The following is a 21,724-nucleotide window of genomic DNA, read 5'->3' as shown; positions in this document are numbered from 1 at the left end:
TTTTTGTTATTTATAGTAATGCAATTACCAGATTTTTACGCGATCTTCTGGTTTGATATACATTTTATCACCTTCTTTTACGTCAAACGCTTCGTAAAACTCAGGCATGTTCGACAAGATACCGATTACACGGTAGTGGCTTGGTGAATGAGGGTCTGTTAATAAACGATTACGTAACTCTTCATCGCGGTAGTTACGACGCCAGATTTGTGACCAACCCATAAAGAAACGTTGATCGCCTGTGTAACCATCTATCACGGGTGCTTTTTTATCACCTAAAGATAGCATATACGCTTTATGCGCAACGGTTAAACCACCTAAGTCACCAATGTTTTCGCCAAGCGTTAGCTCACCATTAACACTTGCATCTTCAAACGGTTTATATTCGTTATACTGTGCAACTAAAGCCGCTGTACGCTCTTCAAATTGCTTAAGGTCAGTCTCACTCCACCAGTTACGTAAGTTACCGTCACCGTCGTATTTAGCACCTTGGTCGTCAAAACCATGACCAAGCTCATGCCCAATTACCGCGCCAATTGCGCCGTAGTTTACAGCATCATCCGCTTCTAAATTAAAGAATGGTGGTTGTAATATAGCGGCTGGAAATACAATTTCATTGTTTACTGGGTTGTAATACGCATTTACCGTTTGCGGAGTCATGTGCCACTCAGAGCGATCAACTGGTTTACCCAATTTAGCAATCATATCTGCGTATGCCCATTCGCTATAACGAATGTAATTACCTACTAGCTCGTCTGAGTTAATCTCTAGCTCTGAGTAATCTTTCCACGTGTCTGGGTAACCAATCTTAGGCGTAAATTTGTCTAATTTTTCTTTCGCTGCAAGCTTTGTTTCAGGGCTCATCCACTCAAGATTTTCAATAGCAACGCCATAACCTTTAATTACGTTATCAACTAACTCTTCCATGCGTGCTTTAGCTTCTGGCGGGAAGTTATCTTTGACGTATACCTTACCTAAAATTTCACCAAGTACACTGTTAGATGCATCAACCGCTTGCTTCCAAAGAGGTGCTTGTTCTTCTACACCACGAAGTGTTGTGCTGTAAAAGTCAAAGTTAAGGTTAACTAAATCTTCGCTAAGTAGCTCTGCATAACCACTTACAAAATGAAATTTTAAGTAGTTTTTCCACGTCGCTAAATCAGTGTCTTTGTAAATAGTAGCAAGTGCTTCTAAGTAGCTTGGTTGACGTACAATAATGTCACTTGCACTCACACCTGCATCTTTAAAAAATGCAGCTAAATCAAGGTCGCCCATCAACTTGCTTGCGTCTGCTACTGTCATCTTGTTATAAGATTTAGTTGCATCACGGCTTTGCACACGGCTCCACTGAGCATCAGCTAGTGTTTTTTCAAATGCAAGTACGCTCTTGGCAGCTTCTGCTGCATTTTTAACGCCTGATTTTGCTAAAACATCTGTGATGTATTGCTCGTAAGAAGCACGAATTTTAGTGAATTTTTCGTCATCATTTAAGTAATAATCACGATCGGGTAAACCAAGACCCGACTGAGATAAATACAATGCATACTCGCTCGAGTTTTTAGCATCGTTATTTACAAACCAACCAAACGGTAAAGTACCGCCTTGTTTTTGAATCTTAGCCATTAAACCCACTAAGTCAGCTTTAGATTTAACGCTATCAATCGTATCTAATGACGGTTGTAATGGCGTAATACCTAGCTCATTACGCGCAGATTGATTCATGTAGCTTTTATAAAATGCGCCAATTTTATACTCATCACTGCCTTTTTTAGCGGCCTTATTCGCGGCTGCGTTTTCAAGGGCAATTTTCATCGCTTTTTGTGACTCATCATATAGCTGCGAAAAAGAACCGTAGTTAGACTTATCACCTGGTATTTCAGTTTTTGCTAACCACTGTCCATTTACATGGTAATAAAAATCGTCTTGTGCGCGTACTGAACTATCCATATTCGCTAGTTCAATACCAAGCTCTAGTGGCTTTTCAGCGGGTGCTGTTACTACAGGAGTATCGGTTACTTTAGCTTCTTGTTGTTTTTCACCACAACCTACTAGACCAAGTGCAAGCGCTATGCTCGCAGCGGCCATTGTTACTTTATTCATAATGATTCCGTTTGTTAGTTAGAATTAAATCATACCAATCTGCTTATGTATGGGGTCTATTTAACGTTAAGAAAATTACGCTAGAACTAGGCAAAAGTTTTTGTATCTAGTTGTTCTAAATAAAAAATTTTTAACGACGTTATAGTGCAATTTAATTCGTTAAATTGATCAAAGATTTATGCAGGTTGGTATCACATACCAACTCCATTAAATTCTTGAATATAGCAGGAGTAAAAATAGCACTGCCTGTACGCTTTTACTTAATGGAATGGGTATCAAGGGAGCTTTAAATAATAAAGCACACCACGTAGTATCATAAACCTCATTAGACCAACAATAAAATGGAATATGTAACAAAGTATTTTGAATGCGGTGAGCTGCAAAAATAGACCTACCAATAACAATATAGTGGGTGGCTAAGGCTAACTTTTATTCTTCCCGTGGAGCGCTAAACGCTCTAGTTTTTCTTTTAATGAAGGGGGGGCAGAAGCCGCTATCGCATTTAAGTAATTAGCGGTTTGCTCACTCATTTTCCGAGAGTTGGTAACTGTAGGGCTGCCCGATTTATTCGCGGTACTTAATCGCTGAGTTGCTTGAGGATTTGCAGTTATTTTTATTTGCCCGAGCTCTGCCATTCCAGCTGCTCTAAAGTGTGAAAGCATATCCATTTTTAAATAATTAAGCCTAAGCGCGATAGGCGCAGATACCGCCTCTATCATTAGCGTGCCGTCTCGGTAATTACTAACTCGGCATTTATCACCCAATTTAGGGCCTAAAAAATCTTTTAATAAGGTTTGCTGTGTATCAAGTGCTTGGCTTTTGCCTGCATAAGCCGATAAACGATTATTTAACCCCGCCATAATATCGGTTAGCGGTTTTGGTGCATATCTATCTTTAGCCATTTTACACCTCGTAAAAACTCACTTAGACCCAGAGATAATACTCTGGGTCTAAGTATACACTGCGTATTAATACTACGCGCCGGCTATTTGCATTTGCTCTATTAGTACTGAGCCAGTTTGAATACCACCACGGCGTTCTATATCACCACCAATGGCGGAAATACCTTTAAACATGTCTTTTAAATTACCAGCAATAGTAATTTCACTTACCGGATATTGAATTTCACCATTTTCAACCCAAAAACCTGCAGCACCACGAGAGTAGTCACCCGTTACGGTATTTACGCCCTGCCCCATTAGCTCTGTAACTAATAAGCCGGTGCCCATCGTTTTTAATAGTGCAGTTAAATCGTTATGAGTTTGCTCAACAAGCCAGTTATGTATACCGCCTGCATGCCCTGTTGGCGTCATATTCATTTTGCGTGCGGCATAACTTGCTAATAAATAGGTTTGTAACTCGCCGCCTTGAATTATTTCTCTATCGAATGTTTTAACACCTTCGCTATCAAACGGTGACGATGCCAACCCTTTTAAAATATGTGGGCGCTCAGCAATATTCACACAATTACTAAATACCTGAGTACCTAAGCTATCAAGTAAAAAGCTTGATTTACGATAAAGCGCGCCACCACCAATTGCCGACACCAAGTGACCAAACAATGAATTTGCAATATCTGCTCTAAAAATAACAGGCACTTTCATTGTGCCTAACTTTTGGCTGTTTAATTTAGCTAAGGTTTCAGCTGCCGCTTCAAGACCCACTGCCGCCGCATCATTTAAACCAGCCTGATCGCGAGCAACTGTATAAGCAGAGTCGCGCTGCATGTGTTCGCCATCTTTACCTATTACCATAGTACTAATACTATGACGAGTGCGCGGAAAGCCTGCAATTAAACCGTGGCTGTTACCATAAACACGTAATCCCTGATGCGATGAAAAACTCGCACCATCAGAGTTAACAATACGCTCGTCCGCATTTAATGCAGCTTGCTCAGCAGCATGACAAAGCTCAATGCCTTCCTCAGGACTTACATCCCAAGGATGATATAAATCTAAATCTTTAGGATTAAATTCAAGTAACTCTTTATCAGCAACGCCGTTAAATGGGTCATCAGATGTAAATTTGGCTATATCAATCGCTTTTTCGACTACCGTGCGCAATGTTTTTGGATTTAAATCAGCCGTTGACGCCGAGCCTTTATTATTACCAACATATACACTAATGCCTAAGCCGCCGTCTTGGTTGAACTCAATGGTTTCTACTTCACCCATTCGTGTACTAACCGATAAACCAGACGTGCTAGACATCGCAGCTTCTGCAGCTGTAGCGCCTAATTTTTTAGCATGTTCGAGTACTTCTGCTACCGCATCTTTAACTTGCGATATTTGAGAATAAATTGGATCGTTTTGTTGGCTTTTCATAAATTAAGTCCTGAGCCTTAGAGGCATAATGCACGCATTTCTTATATTTAAATGCTAACACACTCAATGCATCACATCAGCTAATATTCCTAAGTATCATATTCATGTATAATGGCAAAAGTTATTTTTATTTAAGAGCACCCCATGGCAAAGAAAAAAGGCAAGCCTGCTGAAATTGAAGAAGAAATTGAATATGTATCAAGAACGGAGCTTAAACGCGAAGCGCAAGAGTTTCATCAGTTAGGTACTGAAATTGCCAAAATGGGTAAAAAACAGCGCGAACGCCTGCCATTAAATGACGATTTAAAAGAAGCGATGGTTGTTGCTGATAAAATAAGTAACAAAAGCGACGCGTACCGCCGCCACTTAAACTACATCGCTAAAACACTGCGTACTGTAGAAAACATTGATGATATTAAAGCGATTATCGATGTGATGCTTAATAAAAATAACCAAGCTGAAGTATTGGTCAAAAAAATTGAGCAATTACGTTCAGATTTAATTGAGCAAGGTGATGACCTTATCAATGAGACTATTGAGCAGTTTCCATCTCTTGATCGTCAACAAATGCGCCAATTAGTTCGTAATGCAGCAAAAGAAGCGAAAGCTGAAAAGCCAGGTAAAGGTTATAAAGAACTATTTCAATACCTTAAAGATGCTCATACTATTACGTATTAATTAGGTCATATTAAGTTATATTTTATTAAAAAAGGTGCTTCGGCACCTTTTTTGTTATAGATCAAACCGCCTTCCTGAGTACTTTTTTATAATCCCTCCTAAATAAATACTTAGGTGCGCGTGATGATTAAACTTCCACAATGGGATGAAACCCTAATAAACAAATATAATGTGTCTGGTCCGCGTTATACCTCTTATCCCACGGCTTTATCACTGCGTGACGGGTACCAGCAACAAGACCTACTAAGCGCTATAGAATCGTCAACAAGTCGCTCTCTTTCTTTATATATTCACATCCCGTTTTGTAGTCAGCTTTGCTACTACTGTGGCTGTAATAAAATAATTACCCGTCATCAATCTAAGGCAGATACGTATCTCGACTTTTTAGCAAAAGAAATTACTGCCCAAGCGCCTTTATTTAAAAGCTACACGGTTGAGCAATTGCATTTAGGTGGCGGTACTCCCACCTTTTTAACCGCAAAACAAATGACCCGTTTAATTAAACTTTTAGAACAACACTTTAATTTTACACGCACGACAGAGCGCGGTATTGAAATAGACCCTCGCTCACTTGCCGATAATATGCTTGTTGATTTAAGGATGCTTGGCTTTAACCGCGTCTCGTTTGGGATTCAAGACTTTAACGATGACGTGCAACTTGCTGTTAATCGCCCGCAAAATGCAGATACCGTTAAGCAATTAATTACACAAGCTCGCGAGCTGGGATTTCAATCTATTAATGCAGATATGATTTACGGGCTTCCTCTGCAAACGCCAGAGAGCTTTAAGAAAACTATAGAGCAACTTATTGAGTTAAGCCCTGACAGAGTATCAGTGTTTAACTACGCGCATTTACCAGAGCGCTTTGCTGCACAGCGTAAGATTAAAGATGCAGATTTACCCAGTGCTCATAATAAGCTCACCATGTTTAAAAATACGCTGGAGCAGATGACACAAGCAGGCTATCAATTTATTGGTATGGACCATTTTGCAAAAACTGATAATGAACTAGCTGTTGCGCAAAATGAAGGCAAGTTACATCGTAACTTTCAAGGTTATACAACCCATGGAAATTGTGATTTATTAGGTTTAGGCGTGTCATCAATTTCACAAATTGGCACCGCCATTTTACAAAATCAAAAAGAATTAAAACATTATTACCACAGCGTAGAAACACAAAGCGGCAGTGCTCTTAATAAAGGAATGCACTTAACACATGATGATGTAATTCGTGCTGATGCAATTAAACAGCTCATTTGCCAATTTGAATTAGATATACAAGACTTTAGTGGAAAACACGCGCTTATATTTAATGACTACTTTGAGGATGCATTAGTAGCGCTGGCGCCACTTATAAAAGATGAACTAGTAACTATAATTGATAATAAAATTAGCGTAACACCACGCGGTAACTTATTCATTCGTATTATTTGTATGTGCTTCGATGCTCACTTACAAAAACAAATTAACGCAACGCGCTTTTCAAGAGTGATTTAGCCTGAACTCTGGATAATAAATACATCGACACAAAAAAAGCAGACCTAGGTCTGCTTTTTGTATTTAAGTTGTAGCTTTAATTAAAAACGACTTTATCGCTACCTGGAGCGGCTTTAAACTCGATGATAATTTTAGCGCAATCCGCTTTAACTTCATCTTTAAGTGTTTTTTCAGCTTGCCAGCGAGCCTTATCTAGCTTAAAAATCTCTTTTTTAGAGTATTTTTTACGTGCATCGTGCGTCGGCATTTCTTTAACTACCTGATACATCTTATAAATACCAGGATACTGCGTTGTTAAATCACGCTCGCTTTCAAAGGCATACTGAGACATAAGTACCCAAATGCGTAAACAGCCTTCAGAAAATTCACACTGCTCTTCATTCATTGCACGTGCGATTAAATGAATACTATCGGCTAGTTTTGCGTTTCGCTTTAAACGCGACTTTTCAAGCTTTTGCTTTTGTTCAGCCTGCGTTTTAGCAATTAACTTTTTTTGCGCATTTAACTTATACAGCAACTGACCCGCATAAAATGCCAAACCAGCTATGATAGCAGCGCCTAAAAGTAAGGCTAAAATTACCGAGGTACTCATTATTTATCCTTACTATTTGTCGTCTTCATCTAACCATTCGTTGGCTAAATCATCAGATAAGTATTGATCGAAATCAGAATTGCCTTGGCTTTCAAGGTCATCTTCAAACTCGTCTTCGTCCTCATCTTCAATACCAAGAATTTCACATAACGCCTGATGACGGGCAATGCGACTATTAAAGTACTTAGCATCTTTACCTGTTAGCATTTCACCTTTTTCATGACGCTCTACTAATTTAAGTAAACGTTCATCATTCTCAAGTGCTTCTAGCTCTTGTTCAGGTGTAAATTCAGGCTCGATTACTTTTTTCAGCTCAATAGTTGGCTTTAAGTTGCGTTTCATTTCAACTTTAGGCTCTGGCGCGGTTGCGATTAACGGCACAGGCTTTTTACTGCCTACACGCTTATCTTTAGGCGCGTGATTACTATTTTGGCTTTCGCTATCTAGTAAATCTGGCGCATTACGAGAACCGGGCTTTGCGCCTTTGGTTTTTTTAACTCGCTGCTCTTTTAATGCGCGCATTTCTTTAAGCTTATCTTGGCTTAAACGAACAGGTCCGTTTGCTGGGCTTTTGCGTGACTTTTTAGTTCTACTCATATCTTGATCATCTCACTTAAGAGGTTTTGAGCGAAGCGCAAATTAATGGGCATCGCAGTGCTGGCCTAGCCAGAAGAATTCAGTTTGCGCTATAGAGGTTGGGTTTCTCATTTAAAAGCGCCTTAGCTAATTAATCGCTAATTTTAAACGGTGGGTATTGTAACAGGACAAATAAAAAGGCGGTAGAGAAAACATCTCTACCGCCTGCTAATCTGAGCGCCATTATCTGGACACTTCTCCCTTCGACTTTTTTTAGTCTTTATTATTTTTATTATTATCAGTCCGTATTGTTATTATTTTTACGTTCCTTGTTACATTCCATTTTGTTTTTGTTATTAAACTTCCATGAGTATTTATTATTTTCGGTCATCCTGACACTTTTTTATTATTTCCTTTAGTAGCACCAATCTTGTGCTATGTAGTCATGCCGCGCCACTTTCCTTATAGCTTGTTTCCGTTTTGTTATTGTTCTTTTGCGACAGTGGTTAATTTACTCGTTAATGATTTTGTTACAACTGGTTTATATAACTTTTATTATACTTATTACATTTTAAAACAAAATAAACAATAAAATACAATAGGTTAATGATGAATAAAAAATAAAAAGAAGACTTTTCTCACACTAACGCATGGTCAATGTCTTACATTTAAACGGGTGATATCGTTAATTTTGCACACAAAAAAAGCAGCCTGGGCTGCTTTTTGTAAAACATTGTAGTGTATTTATTATTAATTGCTAAATAAATACGACTTTAGTGTAAACCACCTAAGTACTGAGAAAGTACTTCAATATCTTTATCTGTTAATTTCTTCGCTATATCGCCCATCATGCCATTTAAGTCATTGTGACGAGTTCCATCACGGAATTTTTCAAGTTGAGACTTGATATATCCAGGATGCTGAAAAGAAATTTTTGGAAACTTAGCAAGTGATGAACCGTTACCACGTGGACCATGACATGCTGCACATGATGGAATCCCACGCTCCGCATCGCCTGCTTTAAAGAGCATTTCGCCAACTTCAACAACATCTTTAGGTGTAGCACCTTCAGTCATGTTGATTGAAGAAAAATAAGCAGCTAGATCTTTCATGTCTTGCTCGCTAAGTGGCATAGCCATAGCGCTCATTACTGGATCCATACGCCCTTCTTTGCCGCCTGACGTCATACCTAATTTTAAATCCTGAAGTTGCTTAAGGATATAATCTGGATGTTGACCTGCAATTTTAGGGTAAATATTAACCGGCGCATTACCGTCTGGGCCGTGACAAGCCGCACACGTTGCTGATTTTTCTTTACCTGCGTTTACATCGCCATCAAATGCTGTTGCGTTGCTTGCTGACAACGCACCAAGCAATATTGTTAAAGATAGTGCTATTTTTTTCATGGTGAATTCTCTGTTTCCGACCCTGTATCATCTACAATCGTGATGTTGTAATACATATATTCTACACGATAATAAATTCTCTGGCACGTTTTCTACACATATTAAGCTTATAATTTACAGGGTTTTGACTTAGATTAAGCTTTAACATGTTTTAAATGTACCATAGGTGCTGTTTTTAGGTGGTTAAATACGCTTTTTAATACATCCTTTATAGTATAAAATACGCGCCCTGAGTGAATTTGGTTTACTCAATGTTATTTTTTTAAGTTTTAGGAGAGCCTGTGCTCAAATCTCGTATCAAATATAATACTGCGTCTTTCGTAACAAGCGCTCCCGACATTACTAAATTACCTGCTGATACGGGAATTGAAGTTGCGTTTGCCGGTCGCTCCAATGCAGGTAAGTCGAGTGCATTAAATGCATTAACCGATCAGAAGCTAGCACGTACAAGTAAAACACCTGGACGTACTCAGCTAATCAATACATTCGATTTAGCGGATGTTGACGATATGCGCCTTATCGATTTACCAGGCTATGGCTTTGCTAAAGTACCAATCGAAATGAAAAAGAAATGGCAAAAGTCGTTAGGTGAATATCTGCAAAAGCGTCAAAGCTTAAAAGGTATTGTTATTTTAATGGATATTCGTCATCCATTAAAAGATTTAGACCGTGATTTAATTAACTGGGCAATTGGTAGTGAGATTCCAGTATTGGCACTATTAACTAAAGCCGACAAACTAAAGCAAGGCCCTCGTAAATCACAAGTACTGCAAGTTCGCCGTGAATTAAGCACGCTTGATGGGGATATTACAGTTCATGCGTTTTCATCATTAAAAGGCACCGGTTTACCAGAAGTAGCTAAAAAGCTAGATGAATGGTTTTTAGGCCCTGTTATTGCTGTACCACCTAGCGATGAAACAATCACTGACGAAACAAACCCAGAGGCTTAAACGCTGGCGTTACGATAAATAAAACTGCTTTCCTTCAGATTTAATAAAATAGCCGAGCTTATCAGACTCGGCTTTTTCAGCCCACTGATAAAATACACTGCGTGAAACTCGCGCACTACAACCATACGGTAGCTTTAAATAAGGCACCTTTGAACCTTTGTAGTCTTTTATATACAAAGGCTGCTGAGCGCTCACTAGCCACTGCCTAGCTAAATTATCAATACAACACAACACTTGCCCTTGCGCTGTATTTTCAAAACGCCAATCAACAATAATAAACGGCGCATCTTCAACCGTTATTGTTATTTTTTCGACAGGGGTTTTTAAATAAAATTGCTCATCTTCTTTACACAATACAGAAGCAAACAGCTTCACCATGGCTGGGCGTGTTATTTCGCTGCCATCGTAAAACCATTTCCCTTCATTATTAATAACAATTGGCAGCTCCCCACAATGGTTAGGCTGCCAACTATCAAAAGGTTTGCTTGGCTCGCTTAATCGCTTGCTAAGCTCACTTAAAGAAATCACTGTTTTTTAAGTGTTATTGCAAATGTAACAGGCACAGCTGTGGCAATTGAAGGCAAGCCCGCTAACTCTTGCAGCTTTTTAACGCCTTCGGTTACACCAAAATCATCACTATTAATAATAATAGGTGTTAATGATGATACCGTTAAATCACCACTTTGCGTGCTGTTAACGAGTACATCAATTGCCAATGGTTTTTTATTACCATGAAAATCAAGCTCAGCTTTAATACCCTTCAATACATATTGACCAGGCTTTTTGATATTACTTAGCTCTTTAGTTAAATTTGCAGTTAAAACAGCATTGGGGAATTTAGCCGCTTCGAATAAAAATGTAGCTAAACGCTCATTACGAATAGGGATTAGAGTTTCGGCTGATGTTAAATCAACATTAACGCTAAACTCACCTTTATCAGAAAGCATACCTTCAAGGTTAGTAAAATGGTGAGCTTCAGCAATCGAATTTTTTTTAATTGAAACAAAGCTTAGTTGGCTTTTATCATTCACTAGCTGCCAATTGGCCTGAGCAACATTAGAAATAACTAAACTTGATAAAGAAAAACCTGCAATAGCTAATGCTTTAAACATAACGCACTCCTTAGTAATAAAATGAAAAGAATAAAAATGATAGCACTTCGATGGTATCACCTGCGATGTACCCAAACCACCTCGAAGTGACGAATGAACAATACAATTGGTATAGCGCAAAAAAAGAATTAATTAGATAGGATTTTTAGGCATAAAACAAAAAACGGCCCACCAAACAAGTTGGTAGGCCGGTATAGCAAACTGGGGAGAAGCTATCAATTTGTTGCACCCTTTCAGATGCATCATCAACAGGATGTCCTACAGGATAGGACAGGCGGGACTTTAGCAAAAGCACGCATTAAAATACAATCATATTCCTGTAAAATAGCTCGAATTGACGAACATATAACTATTTAATACAAATAGTTGCTTAAATTAACCTTATTTTAACTAAAGCTTGCATATAGCTAATTAAATAGCTGTTATTCGCCATTTTTATTAAACATAAAAAAAGCGCCAAAAGGCGCTTTAATTAAAATGCTCAAATTGCATTAATGGGCTTGTTCCCAGTTGTCACCTTCGTCGGCTTCAACAATAAGCGGCACATCAAGCGCTGCAGCTTGCGACATCAGCTCACAAATATGTTTTGTGTATTCTGGTGCGCAGTCTGTTTTAATTTCAAATACCAATTCATCGTGTACTTGCATAAGTAACTTAATCGTATTTGGCGCTTGTTCGTGTACCCAGCGGTTAACGCTCAGCATTGCCTTTTTAATAATATCAGCAGCAGTACCTTGCATTGGTGCGTTTATAGCAGCACGTTCGGCTCCTTTTCTGCGCGCCCCATTACGTGCGTTTATTTCTGGCAAATGTAGGCGGCGACCAAATATTGTTTCAACATAGCCATTTTCAGCCGCTTTTTCACGTGTTGTTTCCATGTACTCTAATACACCTGGAAAACGCTCAAAGTACTTATCTATGTAATGCTGCGCTTCATGGCGTGGCACATCTAGTTGACGTGCTAAACCAAATGCAGACATACCGTAAATTAAGCCAAAGTTTACTGCTTTCGCCTTGCGGCGCATATCGGTAGTTACATCATCAAGCTCTACACCAAATACTTCAGCGGCAGTTGCACTGTGTACATCTAAGCCGTTAGCAAATGCATTTAATAGACCTTTGTCTTGTGAAAGGTGCGCCATAATACGCAGCTCAATTTGGCTGTAATCGGCAGCGACAATTTTATAACCATCTGCAGCTATAAACGCTTCACGAATTCGACGCCCTTCTTCTGAACGAATAGGAATATTTTGTAAATTAGGATCGGTTGAACTCAAGCGCCCCGTTGCTGTAATTGCCTGATGATAAGACGTATGTACACGCTGGGTTTTCTCATTCACCATTAATGGTAATTTATCGGTATAAGTTGATTTAAGCTTTGATAAACCACGATGCTCTATAATTACTTTAGGTAGTGGATAATCATGAGCAAGCTCTTGCAATACTTCTTCTGCGGTAGAAGGTGCACCTTTAGGTGTTTTTTTGATAATAGGCAGGCCAAGCTTTTCAAACAACAGTACTTGTAGTTGCTTAGGAGAGCTTAAATTAAATGGTTCGCCTGCTATTTCAAATGCTTCTTTTTCAAGCTCAATTAAACGCTCGCCTAAACGCATGCTATGCGCTGCAAGCATATTGCTATCTATTGCAACGCCGGTTCGTTCAATATCAGAAATCACACTAACAAGTGGCATTTCTATATCTTCGAATACAGATTTTAGCTTTTCATCAGCCGCTATTTTTGGCCAAAGCACTTCATGTAGGCGCAAAGTAATATCGGCATCTTCTGCAGCGTAAGGCGCAGCTTTTTCAAGTTCAATTTGGTTGAAGGTAAGTTGCTTTTTACCTTTGCCAGCAATATCTTCAAAGCTAATATTTTTATGACCTAGATATTTAAGTGCTAGCGAGTCCATATCGTGGCGTGTACCCACACTATTAAATACGTATGACTCAAGCATGGTGTCAAACTTAATACCGTTTAGCGCAAAACCTGCATTCGCTAATACACTTTTGTCGTATTTAAGGTTTTGCCCTACTTTAGCTTTGTTTTCATCGGCCAAAATTGGACCTAGCTTTTGCATTACAAATTCCAGACTTAATTGCTCAGGCGCACCCGGGTAGTCATGCGCTAGAGGTAAATACACAGCTTCACCCGCTTTTACGGCAAAACTCATACCCACTAATTGCGCTTTCATGTAATCAAGGCTGGTAGTTTCTGTATCAAATGCAAATAACTCGGCACTATTTAATTGCTCTATTAACGTATCAAATTGCGCTTGCGTTAAAATAGTTTCGTAATGAGCATCTTCTACTTTTGGTAATTCAGTGGCTTCGGTAGGTACAGCTAAATGTGTTTCTGCATCTTTGGGGTTATCTAGTAACTCAGCTAACCAACGACGAAATTCGCACTCACCATATAGTGCGATTAATTCATCTTTATTTGGCTCTTGTAGTTTGAACGTATCAAGATCAGATTCAACTTCAACATCGCACTTAATTGTTGCAAGCTCATAGCTTAAAGGCAGATGATCGAGAGCTGCAGCTAACTTTTCACCTATTTTGCCCTTAATCTCACTTGCGTGATCCATTACACCTTGCAACGAGCCATATTTCTCTAACCACTTAACGGCCGTTTTTGGACCACAGCCTTCAACACCTGGGATATTATCGACCTTATCGCCCATTAGTGCCAAGTAATCGATAATAAGTTCGGGGCCTACACCAAACTTTTCAACTACGGTAACAGGATCTGAAATACTGTCGGTCATCGTGTTTATTAATGTAACGTGTTCATTTACAAGTTGCGCCATATCTTTATCGCCAGTGGAGACAAGGACATGCCGTTTTTGCTCAGTTGCAATGCGTGCAAATGTGCCAATAACATCATCAGCTTCAACGCCTTCGATACTAATTAGCGGAAAACCCATCGCTTTGATAATGCTATGTATTGGTGCTATTTGCGTACGTAAGTCATCCGGCATCGGCGGGCGATTTGCCTTATATTCGCTATACATATCGTTACGGAACGTTTTGCCTTTAGCATCAAATATAACCACCATGTGTGAGGGATCATACTGTCTGATCAAGCTTTTAAGCATGTTGATCACGCCATAAATAGCGCCCGTAGCCTCACCTTTAGAATTAGTTAAATGCGGCGGAGAATGATAAGCACGAAATAAATATGACGAGCCATCAACTAAAATAAGTGGGTTTTCGGGGATCTGAGCCATGGTGAATTTGGATCCTAAATGCAAAAAATTAAGGTAATTATAAGCATGCCATAAGGTAGTAAATAAAACGACTGTGAATTACTGTTTATCGTGTTATTAAAACTAGAGCAAGCTGTGGATAAGTGTGTAGATAACAGCCACGAGCTATTCTTCCAAAGCATTATAAAATGCCTAGAAAATACTTTAACTGTATGTTTTAATTTAAAAAAGATAATACGAGGTTCTTTTTTTATTATTTTAAACCAATGTGGAAAAAGGTTTTCTAACGACTGCTTCTGTTGTTATTCACTTTGATTATTCGCGTCCATTTAAATAACCGGAGGAGTATTCTAGCACAATGGATCGAAGATCATAGCGATCCTTTATAATTTTTTTAAAGGCAAAGTGATCGCAAATGGCATAAACCGCAAAACGACTTGCACTGCGAATGATTTTTGTACTAAAAATTTATTTTCGCGAGAAATTTTGAGCATGTTAAACTTCATCCGATCGACTTATAAAAAAGACTTTAGGGGCACAAAAGCATGAAAAACGTAGCAGTAATATTAGCAGGGTCTGGTGTGTACGATGGTAGTGAAATTAATGAAGCAATTTTAACTTTATTACATATAGCCAAAAATGGCGCAACGTATCAGTGTTTTGCACCAGATATTGAACAACTTCATACCATTAACCATTTAACAGGTGAAGTAATGCCTGATAAACGCAATGTATTAACAGAAGCTGCTCGCATTGCACGAGGTGACATTAAATCACTGATTGAACTAGACGTGACTCAGTTTGACGCATTAATTGTACCTGGCGGTTTCGGTGCTGCAAAAAACTTATGCGATTTTGCAATTAAAGGCGCAAAAGCAAATATCAATCAGGACGTCCTTAATGCTTGTAAATCATTTGCAAAAGCGAATAAGCCTGCAGGTTATATGTGTATCGCACCCACATTGATCCCATTTATTTACGATAACGCCGCACTTACTATTGGTAATGATGTAGAGACAGCACAAGCGCTAAGCACATTAGGCGCTAAACATATAGATTGTGCGGTTGACGGTGTAGTTATCGATGAACCAAATAAGTTAGTTACCACCCCTGCTTACATGTTGGCAGAATCGATTCTTGAAGCCGACGCAGGGATCGCAAAACTAGTTAGTAGCGTATTATCAATAAATTGATTTTGATCTTAGGATCTAAAAAGTTAATTGAATGACTGTTTGCGCTTATTAAATTGCTTAACAAAAAACAGTAAATAATTAAATTTTATTGCGTTAACGCAAAAAGTAGTCAGTTTTATTAATAAAAACGGCTCTTAGCATTTTATAAATTGGCTCAGAGAGTTATAATCGGTTTAATTTCCGTCATCTTTAATCGTGATTGATCACGTTCAAATCGAAGTGAGCAAGGCAAAATGAAAAAATTAACAGCTGCAGCATTATTATTGCTAGCAACCACTGCATACGCACAGCCATATGATAACTCTATGACTGAAGATGCAATTAAAGCACGTCTCGCGCCGGTTGGTGCTGTATACCTTGAAGGCGATAAAGCTGCAGTTGCAGCGGCGCCTACAGGTCCTCGTTCTGGTGAGCAAGTATATCAAGGTGCATGTTTTGCATGTCACGGCACTGGTGCACTAGGCGCGCCTAAATCGGCTGACGATTGGGCTCCACGTATTGCTAAAGGTAAAGATACTTTACTTGAGCATGCGCTAAATGGCTTTAATGCTATGCCTCCAAAAGGCACGTGTATGGATTGTTCTGATGATGAGATTAGTGCTGCTATCGACTTTATGACATCTAAATAAGCTCGATTGAAATATACAAAAAAGGTTTACTTCTGTAAGCCTTTTTTAATGCCTAAAATAGTGTATCTAGCTACTGCTTTAGTAGGAATATCAACTTGACGATAAGCACTAAAAGTGAAAGTATAAGGCTAATAACTATACAATAAAAATAGCCGGTTAGATCATTGGAAGATAAACTATCAGTATCGAGTAAATTGGCGTATCAAAATAAACGCCTTAGAGCGCTTCTCGAAAAATACAAACAATCACATCACTTACAAAATGCCCTGATCCAATTATCAGAGCAGGCAAGTACTGTGGCCGAGCTAACCCTGCTATACCCCGCCATCCATGACATTTTACAAAAGTACGTACCTAGTAAAAGTTTTTATGTGGTGCTGCTAAATCAATATAGTCAATCACTAGAACTTTCTTACTTTTCAGATGAAAAAGATGGTATTGCCGTCGCCCTTAACCAATCAAATAGCTTTGATGAAGGCGCCACGGGTTATGTATTTAAACAGGGTAAAACTACATGTTTTACCAAGCAGCAAATGCAAGATGCTGCAGCAGAAGGTTTATTTAAAGCATTAGGCACTCCTGCCGAACACTGGGTAGGCGTACCGGTTTACCAAGAACACAATATTATCGGTGTATTAGCAGCTCAAAGTTACGATACAAAACAAGGCTATAGCTCACAGCAAATACAATTACTCGAGTTTATGTCGCTTTATTTGGCAACAGCAATAGAGCGTGTAAAAAAACGAGAGCTCCTTGAGTCAGAGGTTAAAATTCGCACCCGCGCACTCACTCAAAGTAACGATGCACTAAACCTTGAAATAGAGCAGCGTAAACGCGCACTTCAACGCCAACAAATTCTATTTAAAATATCTGAGATAGCAACACAAGCTAAAAACCTTGATGACGCTTATTTTAAAATACACGAAATAATAAAAACAATTACCTACGCAGAAAACTTATATATTGCACTTTATGATAAAGAAACAGGGTGGATTAGTTTTCCTTATTGCGTAGATGAATTTAAAGAAAATACACAGCCAAGACGCTTTGCTAAAGGTTATAGCGAACTGGTAATAAGCACCGAAGAAACACAACTAATACACCCATGTAGAGCAAAAGAATTAATAGAAAGCGGTGTGGTACAACGTTCAGCACCTGTGCCAAAAGAGCAAATGGCCACTAGCTGGTTAGGCGCTCCACTTAAAACAGCTCAAGGTGTTATCGGCCTTATTGTTTGCCAAGCCTACGATAACAAACATATTTTCAGCCGAGATGATTGCGAGTTAATTACCTTTGTATCGCATCAAATTGCAGCTGTTTTACAAACAAAGCTCGTCAATCAAGCAATTGCAAAAAGCCATCAAGAACTCGAATTTAGAGTAAACGAAAAAACCAAAGAATTGCGTCAAACTAATCTGCACTTACAAATGCAAATAGATGAGCGAAAAAAAATAGAGCAGCAGCTTTATCATGATGCACATCACGATTCACTTACGAGCTTGCCTAATCGTAGTCTATTTTTAACTCAGCTCGAAAAAACGCTACAACATTATCAACGTTTTCCTGAGCACCACTTTGCTGTTTTGTTTATCGATTTAGATAAATTTAAAGATATTAACGATCAGCTTGGCCACCATGCAGGCGATCAATTTTTAATTAACGTAAGTGAGTTATTTGCCCAATGTATACGCGAGCATGATTTACTAGCACGCTTAGGCGGGGATGAATTTGTTATTTTATTAACCCATTTAACTGAGCCTCAACAAGCAGAAGATGTTGCAAATCGTATTATAGATTTAATGAAAAAACCTTTTTATCTTAAAGGTGAGTCTTTACAAAGTGGCGCAAGTATAGGGATAACCTACTCAAAGAAAAGCTATACGCATACAGATGAAATTATTCGTGATGCCGATGCCGCCATGTATCACGCCAAAAACTCAGGAAAAAATCGTTACGAGTTATTTCATCCGCTATTAACGCAATCAATACCTGCGCAGACTCTAAAAGCACAACATCACCTTGATATATTACCTATGAGTTTTAGAAGCTCAGAAATAATTACGCTTGATGAGCAACAACAGTCTGAATCTTTATTTGAAGCATTTGGTGAACACCCAATACTTGGCTTTACTAGCTTTGATATTTTGAAAAAGTTTGCATCAGATAAAGAGCAGCATCTGCAAGTAGAGTTACAACTATTACAACGCGCCTATGCACAAGCAATTACTGCAAATGTAGCTATGGCATTGGTTCCTTGCTCTGGTTTGCTACTTGAGGAACACGAATTTGTTTTATTTACAGATACGCTAAATAAACAACAAGGACAAAGCCAACTCTGTTTATTATTTGATGAACAAGAAATTCGCCACGCATGTGCAACGCAAATAAAAAACCTCAAAACGCTATCACAACTTGGTTATTCAATTGGTTTAAACAATTTTGCTAAAGACAGGTGCGAACTTAATTTACTAACCGATATTAATTTTGATTATTTACTACTTAGCTCGACCTTTAGTAAACGTGTTTTACAACAAGAAAGTTACGATTTTCAGCTGCAGGGCGTGCTTGCAATTACAAAGCTCAAAGCAATGAAGGTCATTGCTAAAGGCCCATCAATACTTAATTTTAGAGCTTTATTAGACAAGCACGGTTTGGCATTTTTTGTAGGTAAACAACACGCTTTAGTATGCTCTGAGTTACCTGAAGTGCAAGCAACTCAGTCTCTATAAAGTTAGCCTGAGGTATTACTCAGGCTTTTTAAACATGGCGCGAAGGTTAGCGACTCTTGCTTGGCCTTTTTCCATGCGCTCTGCTTGGGTATTTGGCGCCTTTTTGTTTTCGAACGCGAGATCGTCCTGCGGTAACTCTTGTACAAATCGGCTTAACTCAGTTTGTGAGGTTTCACCAAATTGACGACGTATTTTTGCATAAGTAAGTGTTAACTCCTGCTGTGCACGAGTAATACCAACATAAGCTAAGCGGCGTTCTTCATCTACGTTATCTTCATCAATACTTACCTGATGCGGAAGTAAACCCTCTTCCATACCCACCATAAATACGTACGGGTACTCTAAGCCCTTTGATGCATGTAGTGTTGATAAGTGCACTGCATCGGTTTCATCTTCTTCTTCGTTACGCTCAAGCATATCGCGAAGGGTTAGCTTGCTAACAACCTCGGCTAATGTCATTGGTTCGTTGTCGGCATCACCGGTCAACATATCTGTTATCCAACGATACAACTCAGATACGTTTTTCATACGCATTTCAGCCGCTTTTGCACTCGGTGACGACTCGTACAAATATGCCTCATAATTAATATTACGCACTAAGTCTTTAACAGCTTCGAGCGTATCACCGCGTACTGCGTTATCAGATAGCTCAACAACCCAGCGTGCAAACCCAGCAAGCGCATTAAAGCCACGCCCTTTTAGTCTGTAGCCTAAATCGTTATCAAAACAGGTAGCAAACAAGCTCGCGTGCTTTTCATTAGCAAGCGTACCAAGCTTTTCAAGGGTAACCGTGCCTATTTCGCGTCGCGGTGTATTTACGATACGTAAAAAAGCATTGTCATCATCTTGATTAACTAATAGGCGTAAGTACGCCATAATATCTTTAATTTCTGAGCGAGCGAAAAACGACATACCGCCACTAATTTTATAAGGGATACGGTTACTCATTAGTGATTTTTCAAAGCCACGTGCTTGATGATTACCACGATATAAAATCGCGTAATCTTTATAGCTGGTTCGCTTCATAAACTTATGTGAAATTATTTCAGCAACCACACGCTCAGATTCATGCTCTTCATCGCGGCACCCTATTACTTTAATCGGCTCACCATAACCTAGTTCACTAAATAACTTTTTCTCTATGTCATGTGGGTTATTGGCAATTAAAATGTTAGCCGCTTTTAGTATTCGCCCTGCACTTCGATAGTTTTGTTCAAGCTTTATAAGTCTAAGCCCTGGGTAGTCTTTACCTAATAACACTAAGTTTTGCGGGCGAGCACCACGCCATGAGTAAATTGATTGATCGTCATCACCTACCACAGTAAAACGGGCACGCTCGCCTACTAGCAATTTAACAAGTTGATATTGGCTTGTGTTGGTATCTTGATACTCATCCACCAGCAAGTATTTAAAGCGTTGCTGCCAGCGCTCACGAGAAGTGGCGTTATTGGTAAGTAACAAAGTAGGGATCATAATTAAATCATCAAAATCCAGTGCATTATAAGCACGCAGCTGGTTTTGATAGCGCCCATATAACTGCGCGAACAATGCTTTTTGCGGATCACGCGCTTCGCGTATTGCTTGCTCTGGCAGTACTAATTCGTTTTTCCAACTACCAATTTCCATTTTAAGTAGTTTGAGTAAGTCCTTGTCTTTTTTTAGCTCATCTTCGGTTAAATCGCCTAAAAGCTGATTGGTATCTTGATCATCAAATAGCGAAAAGCCGGGTTTAAACCCTAATGTGCTTAACTCTTTTTTTATTATTTCTAAACCGAGTGTATGAAACGTTGATACCCATAAACCTTTAGCGTCTTGCTTTCCGAGCGTTTGCAGTACTCGTTCACGCATTTCTTTGGCTGCTTTATTGGTAAAAGTAACAGCGGCTATATTTCGCGCTTTGTACTCACATTTTTTCACTAAATAAGCGATTTTATTCGTAATAACACGGGTTTTACCAGAGCCTGCGCCCGCGAGTACTAAGCAGGGACCACTAATATATTTTACGGCTTCATCTTGTTTAGGATTGAGTTTCATAACGACCAAAGAAATTTAAAAGACGCGCAATTTTAACGTAACCATTACAGCGAGCATAGCAATTGCCTTAATTAATTAAGGTAAAGATGATCATGTGTTAAATACCGCGGGTATAAGGTAATATTAGTTATTATCATTTAGGCAATGCCGAAGGGACAAATATGATCAACCCAGCAAAACTTGAAGAAATTGCTAAGCAAATTACTAGCAATATGCCACAAGGCGTAAAAAACCTAGCAGACACACTCGAAGGTAAAACAAAGCAAGTTCTACAAAACAAGCTTGCTGAGATGGACTTTGTGAGCCGTGAAGAATTTGATGTGCAAAGCCAAGTACTTATTCGTACTCGCGAAAAGTTAACCGAACTTGAAGCTAAAGTTTCATTGCTTGAGCAACAACTTAGCGCTAAAACTGACGCTGAATAATTATACCAATTGCATTAAATTAGTGTTCTATTATAGCGATAAGAAAATAGCTCAATAACAAGGCTAAAATTATGGTGCATAGTTGTTCTATATAAATAATTTTTAACGTAGTTAGTGAGTTATTTAATACGCTAGAATGATCATTTTTTTAATAAAATTGGTATTAATTTAATGTACAAAAAAGGCAGCTTAGGCTTAATGCCAGTCAGTTAAGCTGACTGGCATCTTTCTTTTTATGGGGATACTTAGATGGTTTTGGCTTAACCCATCGGG

17 protein-coding genes are annotated in these 21,724 nt (G+C 38.9%); 7 read left to right on the top strand and 10 right to left on the bottom strand.

Going from position 1 to position 21,724, the window contains the following annotated elements; translation table 11 throughout:
• Positions 1-24: 24 nt before the first annotated feature.
• The 3 genes from I6E69_RS17405 to pmbA form a co-directional block, all read right to left on the bottom strand.
• Positions 25-2,100 (bottom strand): M13 family metallopeptidase, encoded by a 2,076-nt coding sequence (locus I6E69_RS17405; protein WP_182682811.1) that lies wholly within the window; start codon positions 2,098-2,100, stop codon positions 25-27.
• Positions 2,101-2,522: 422 nt separating this feature from the next.
• The gene (locus tag I6E69_RS17400; RefSeq protein ID WP_002959934.1) at positions 2,523-3,002 is read right to left on the bottom strand and encodes a DUF721 domain-containing protein; all 480 of its coding nucleotides are present in this window, start codon (positions 3,000-3,002) and stop codon (positions 2,523-2,525) included.
• 72 nt (positions 3,003-3,074) lie between these two features.
• The gene (pmbA, locus tag I6E69_RS17395) at positions 3,075-4,424 is read right to left on the bottom strand and encodes a metalloprotease PmbA (protein ID WP_002959932.1); all 1,350 of its coding nucleotides are present in this window, start codon (positions 4,422-4,424) and stop codon (positions 3,075-3,077) included.
• A 144-nt stretch (positions 4,425-4,568) separates the two neighbouring features.
• On the opposite strand from pmbA, the gene yjgA reads away from it, so the two are divergent.
• Together yjgA and hemN are read left to right on the top strand one after the other, a co-directional pair.
• Positions 4,569-5,102 (top strand): ribosome biogenesis factor YjgA, encoded by a 534-nt coding sequence (gene yjgA / locus I6E69_RS17390; protein WP_002959930.1) that lies wholly within the window; start codon positions 4,569-4,571, stop codon positions 5,100-5,102.
• A gap of 123 nt (positions 5,103-5,225) precedes the next feature.
• Positions 5,226-6,599, top strand: coding sequence for an oxygen-independent coproporphyrinogen III oxidase (gene hemN / locus I6E69_RS17385; protein WP_197121754.1), 1,374 nt, complete (start codon positions 5,226-5,228; stop codon positions 6,597-6,599).
• Between the two features lie 76 nt (positions 6,600-6,675).
• On the opposite strand, the gene I6E69_RS17380 is transcribed toward hemN, so the two are convergent.
• The 3 genes from I6E69_RS17380 to I6E69_RS17370 all read right to left on the bottom strand — a co-directional run bounded on the left by I6E69_RS17380 (position 6,676) and on the right by I6E69_RS17370 (position 9,173).
• Positions 6,676-7,191, bottom strand: a complete 516-nt coding sequence (locus I6E69_RS17380) for a DUF2489 domain-containing protein (protein ID WP_002959926.1) — start codon at positions 7,189-7,191, stop codon at positions 6,676-6,678.
• Positions 7,192-7,203: 12 nt separating this feature from the next.
• Entirely contained in the window at positions 7,204-7,788 is a 585-nt protein-coding gene (gene yihI, locus I6E69_RS17375) for a Der GTPase-activating protein YihI (RefSeq protein WP_002959924.1), read from the bottom strand.
• A 752-nt stretch (positions 7,789-8,540) separates the two neighbouring features.
• Positions 8,541-9,173 carry a cytochrome c gene (locus I6E69_RS17370; protein ID WP_182682808.1) on the bottom strand — a complete coding sequence of 211 codons (633 nt, stop codon included), beginning with the start codon at positions 9,171-9,173 and terminating at the stop codon, positions 8,541-8,543.
• 281 nt (positions 9,174-9,454) lie between these two features.
• On the opposite strand from I6E69_RS17370, the gene yihA reads away from it, so the two are divergent.
• The gene (gene yihA / locus I6E69_RS17365) at positions 9,455-10,123 is read left to right on the top strand and encodes a ribosome biogenesis GTP-binding protein YihA/YsxC (RefSeq protein ID WP_002959920.1); all 669 of its coding nucleotides are present in this window, start codon (positions 9,455-9,457) and stop codon (positions 10,121-10,123) included.
• A 9-nt stretch (positions 10,124-10,132) separates the two neighbouring features.
• On the opposite strand, the gene I6E69_RS17360 is transcribed toward yihA, so the two are convergent.
• The 3 genes from I6E69_RS17360 to polA all read right to left on the bottom strand — a co-directional run bounded on the left by I6E69_RS17360 (position 10,133) and on the right by polA (position 14,462).
• On the bottom strand, positions 10,133-10,651 hold the full coding sequence (locus I6E69_RS17360; protein WP_002959918.1) for a DUF1285 domain-containing protein: 519 nt from the start codon (positions 10,649-10,651) through the stop codon (positions 10,133-10,135).
• Positions 10,648-11,235, bottom strand: a complete 588-nt coding sequence (locus I6E69_RS17355; protein WP_002959916.1) for a YceI family protein — start codon at positions 11,233-11,235, stop codon at positions 10,648-10,650. Before I6E69_RS17355 ends, I6E69_RS17360 begins: the two co-directional genes overlap by 4 nt.
• Positions 11,236-11,726: 491 nt before the next feature.
• Entirely contained in the window at positions 11,727-14,462 is a 2,736-nt protein-coding gene (polA, locus tag I6E69_RS17350; protein ID WP_002959914.1) for a DNA polymerase I, read from the bottom strand.
• 524 nt (positions 14,463-14,986) lie between these two features.
• On the opposite strand from polA, the gene elbB reads away from it, so the two are divergent.
• From elbB to I6E69_RS17335, 3 genes are all read left to right on the top strand, one after another.
• Entirely contained in the window at positions 14,987-15,634 is a 648-nt protein-coding gene (gene elbB / locus I6E69_RS17345) for an isoprenoid biosynthesis glyoxalase ElbB (RefSeq protein ID WP_197121753.1), read from the top strand.
• Positions 15,635-15,867: 233 nt separating this feature from the next.
• Complete coding sequence (locus I6E69_RS17340; RefSeq protein WP_002959908.1) at positions 15,868-16,263, top strand: cytochrome c5 family protein; 396 nt, start codon at positions 15,868-15,870, stop codon at positions 16,261-16,263.
• A gap of 164 nt (positions 16,264-16,427) precedes the next feature.
• A complete protein-coding gene (locus tag I6E69_RS17335; RefSeq protein ID WP_193225722.1) occupies positions 16,428-18,992 on the top strand; it encodes a diguanylate cyclase in 2,565 nt (854 codons plus the stop codon).
• 15 nt (positions 18,993-19,007) lie between these two features.
• Here I6E69_RS17335 and rep read toward each other — a convergent pair whose 3' ends face one another.
• Entirely contained in the window at positions 19,008-21,026 is a 2,019-nt protein-coding gene (gene rep / locus I6E69_RS17330; protein WP_197121752.1) for a DNA helicase Rep, read from the bottom strand.
• A 161-nt stretch (positions 21,027-21,187) separates the two neighbouring features.
• On the opposite strand from rep, the gene I6E69_RS17325 reads away from it, so the two are divergent.
• Positions 21,188-21,451, top strand: a complete 264-nt coding sequence (locus I6E69_RS17325; protein WP_002959905.1) for an accessory factor UbiK family protein — start codon at positions 21,188-21,190, stop codon at positions 21,449-21,451.
• Positions 21,452-21,724: the final 273 nt, after the last annotated feature.

Origin of the sequence: Pseudoalteromonas sp. NZS100 (assembly GCF_015864815.1) — a bacterium.
Classification (GTDB): domain Bacteria; phylum Pseudomonadota; class Gammaproteobacteria; order Enterobacterales; family Alteromonadaceae; genus Pseudoalteromonas; species Pseudoalteromonas distincta.
Note: the sequence above shows the minus strand (reverse complement) of the source record. Positions and strands in the feature narration are given on the sequence as shown.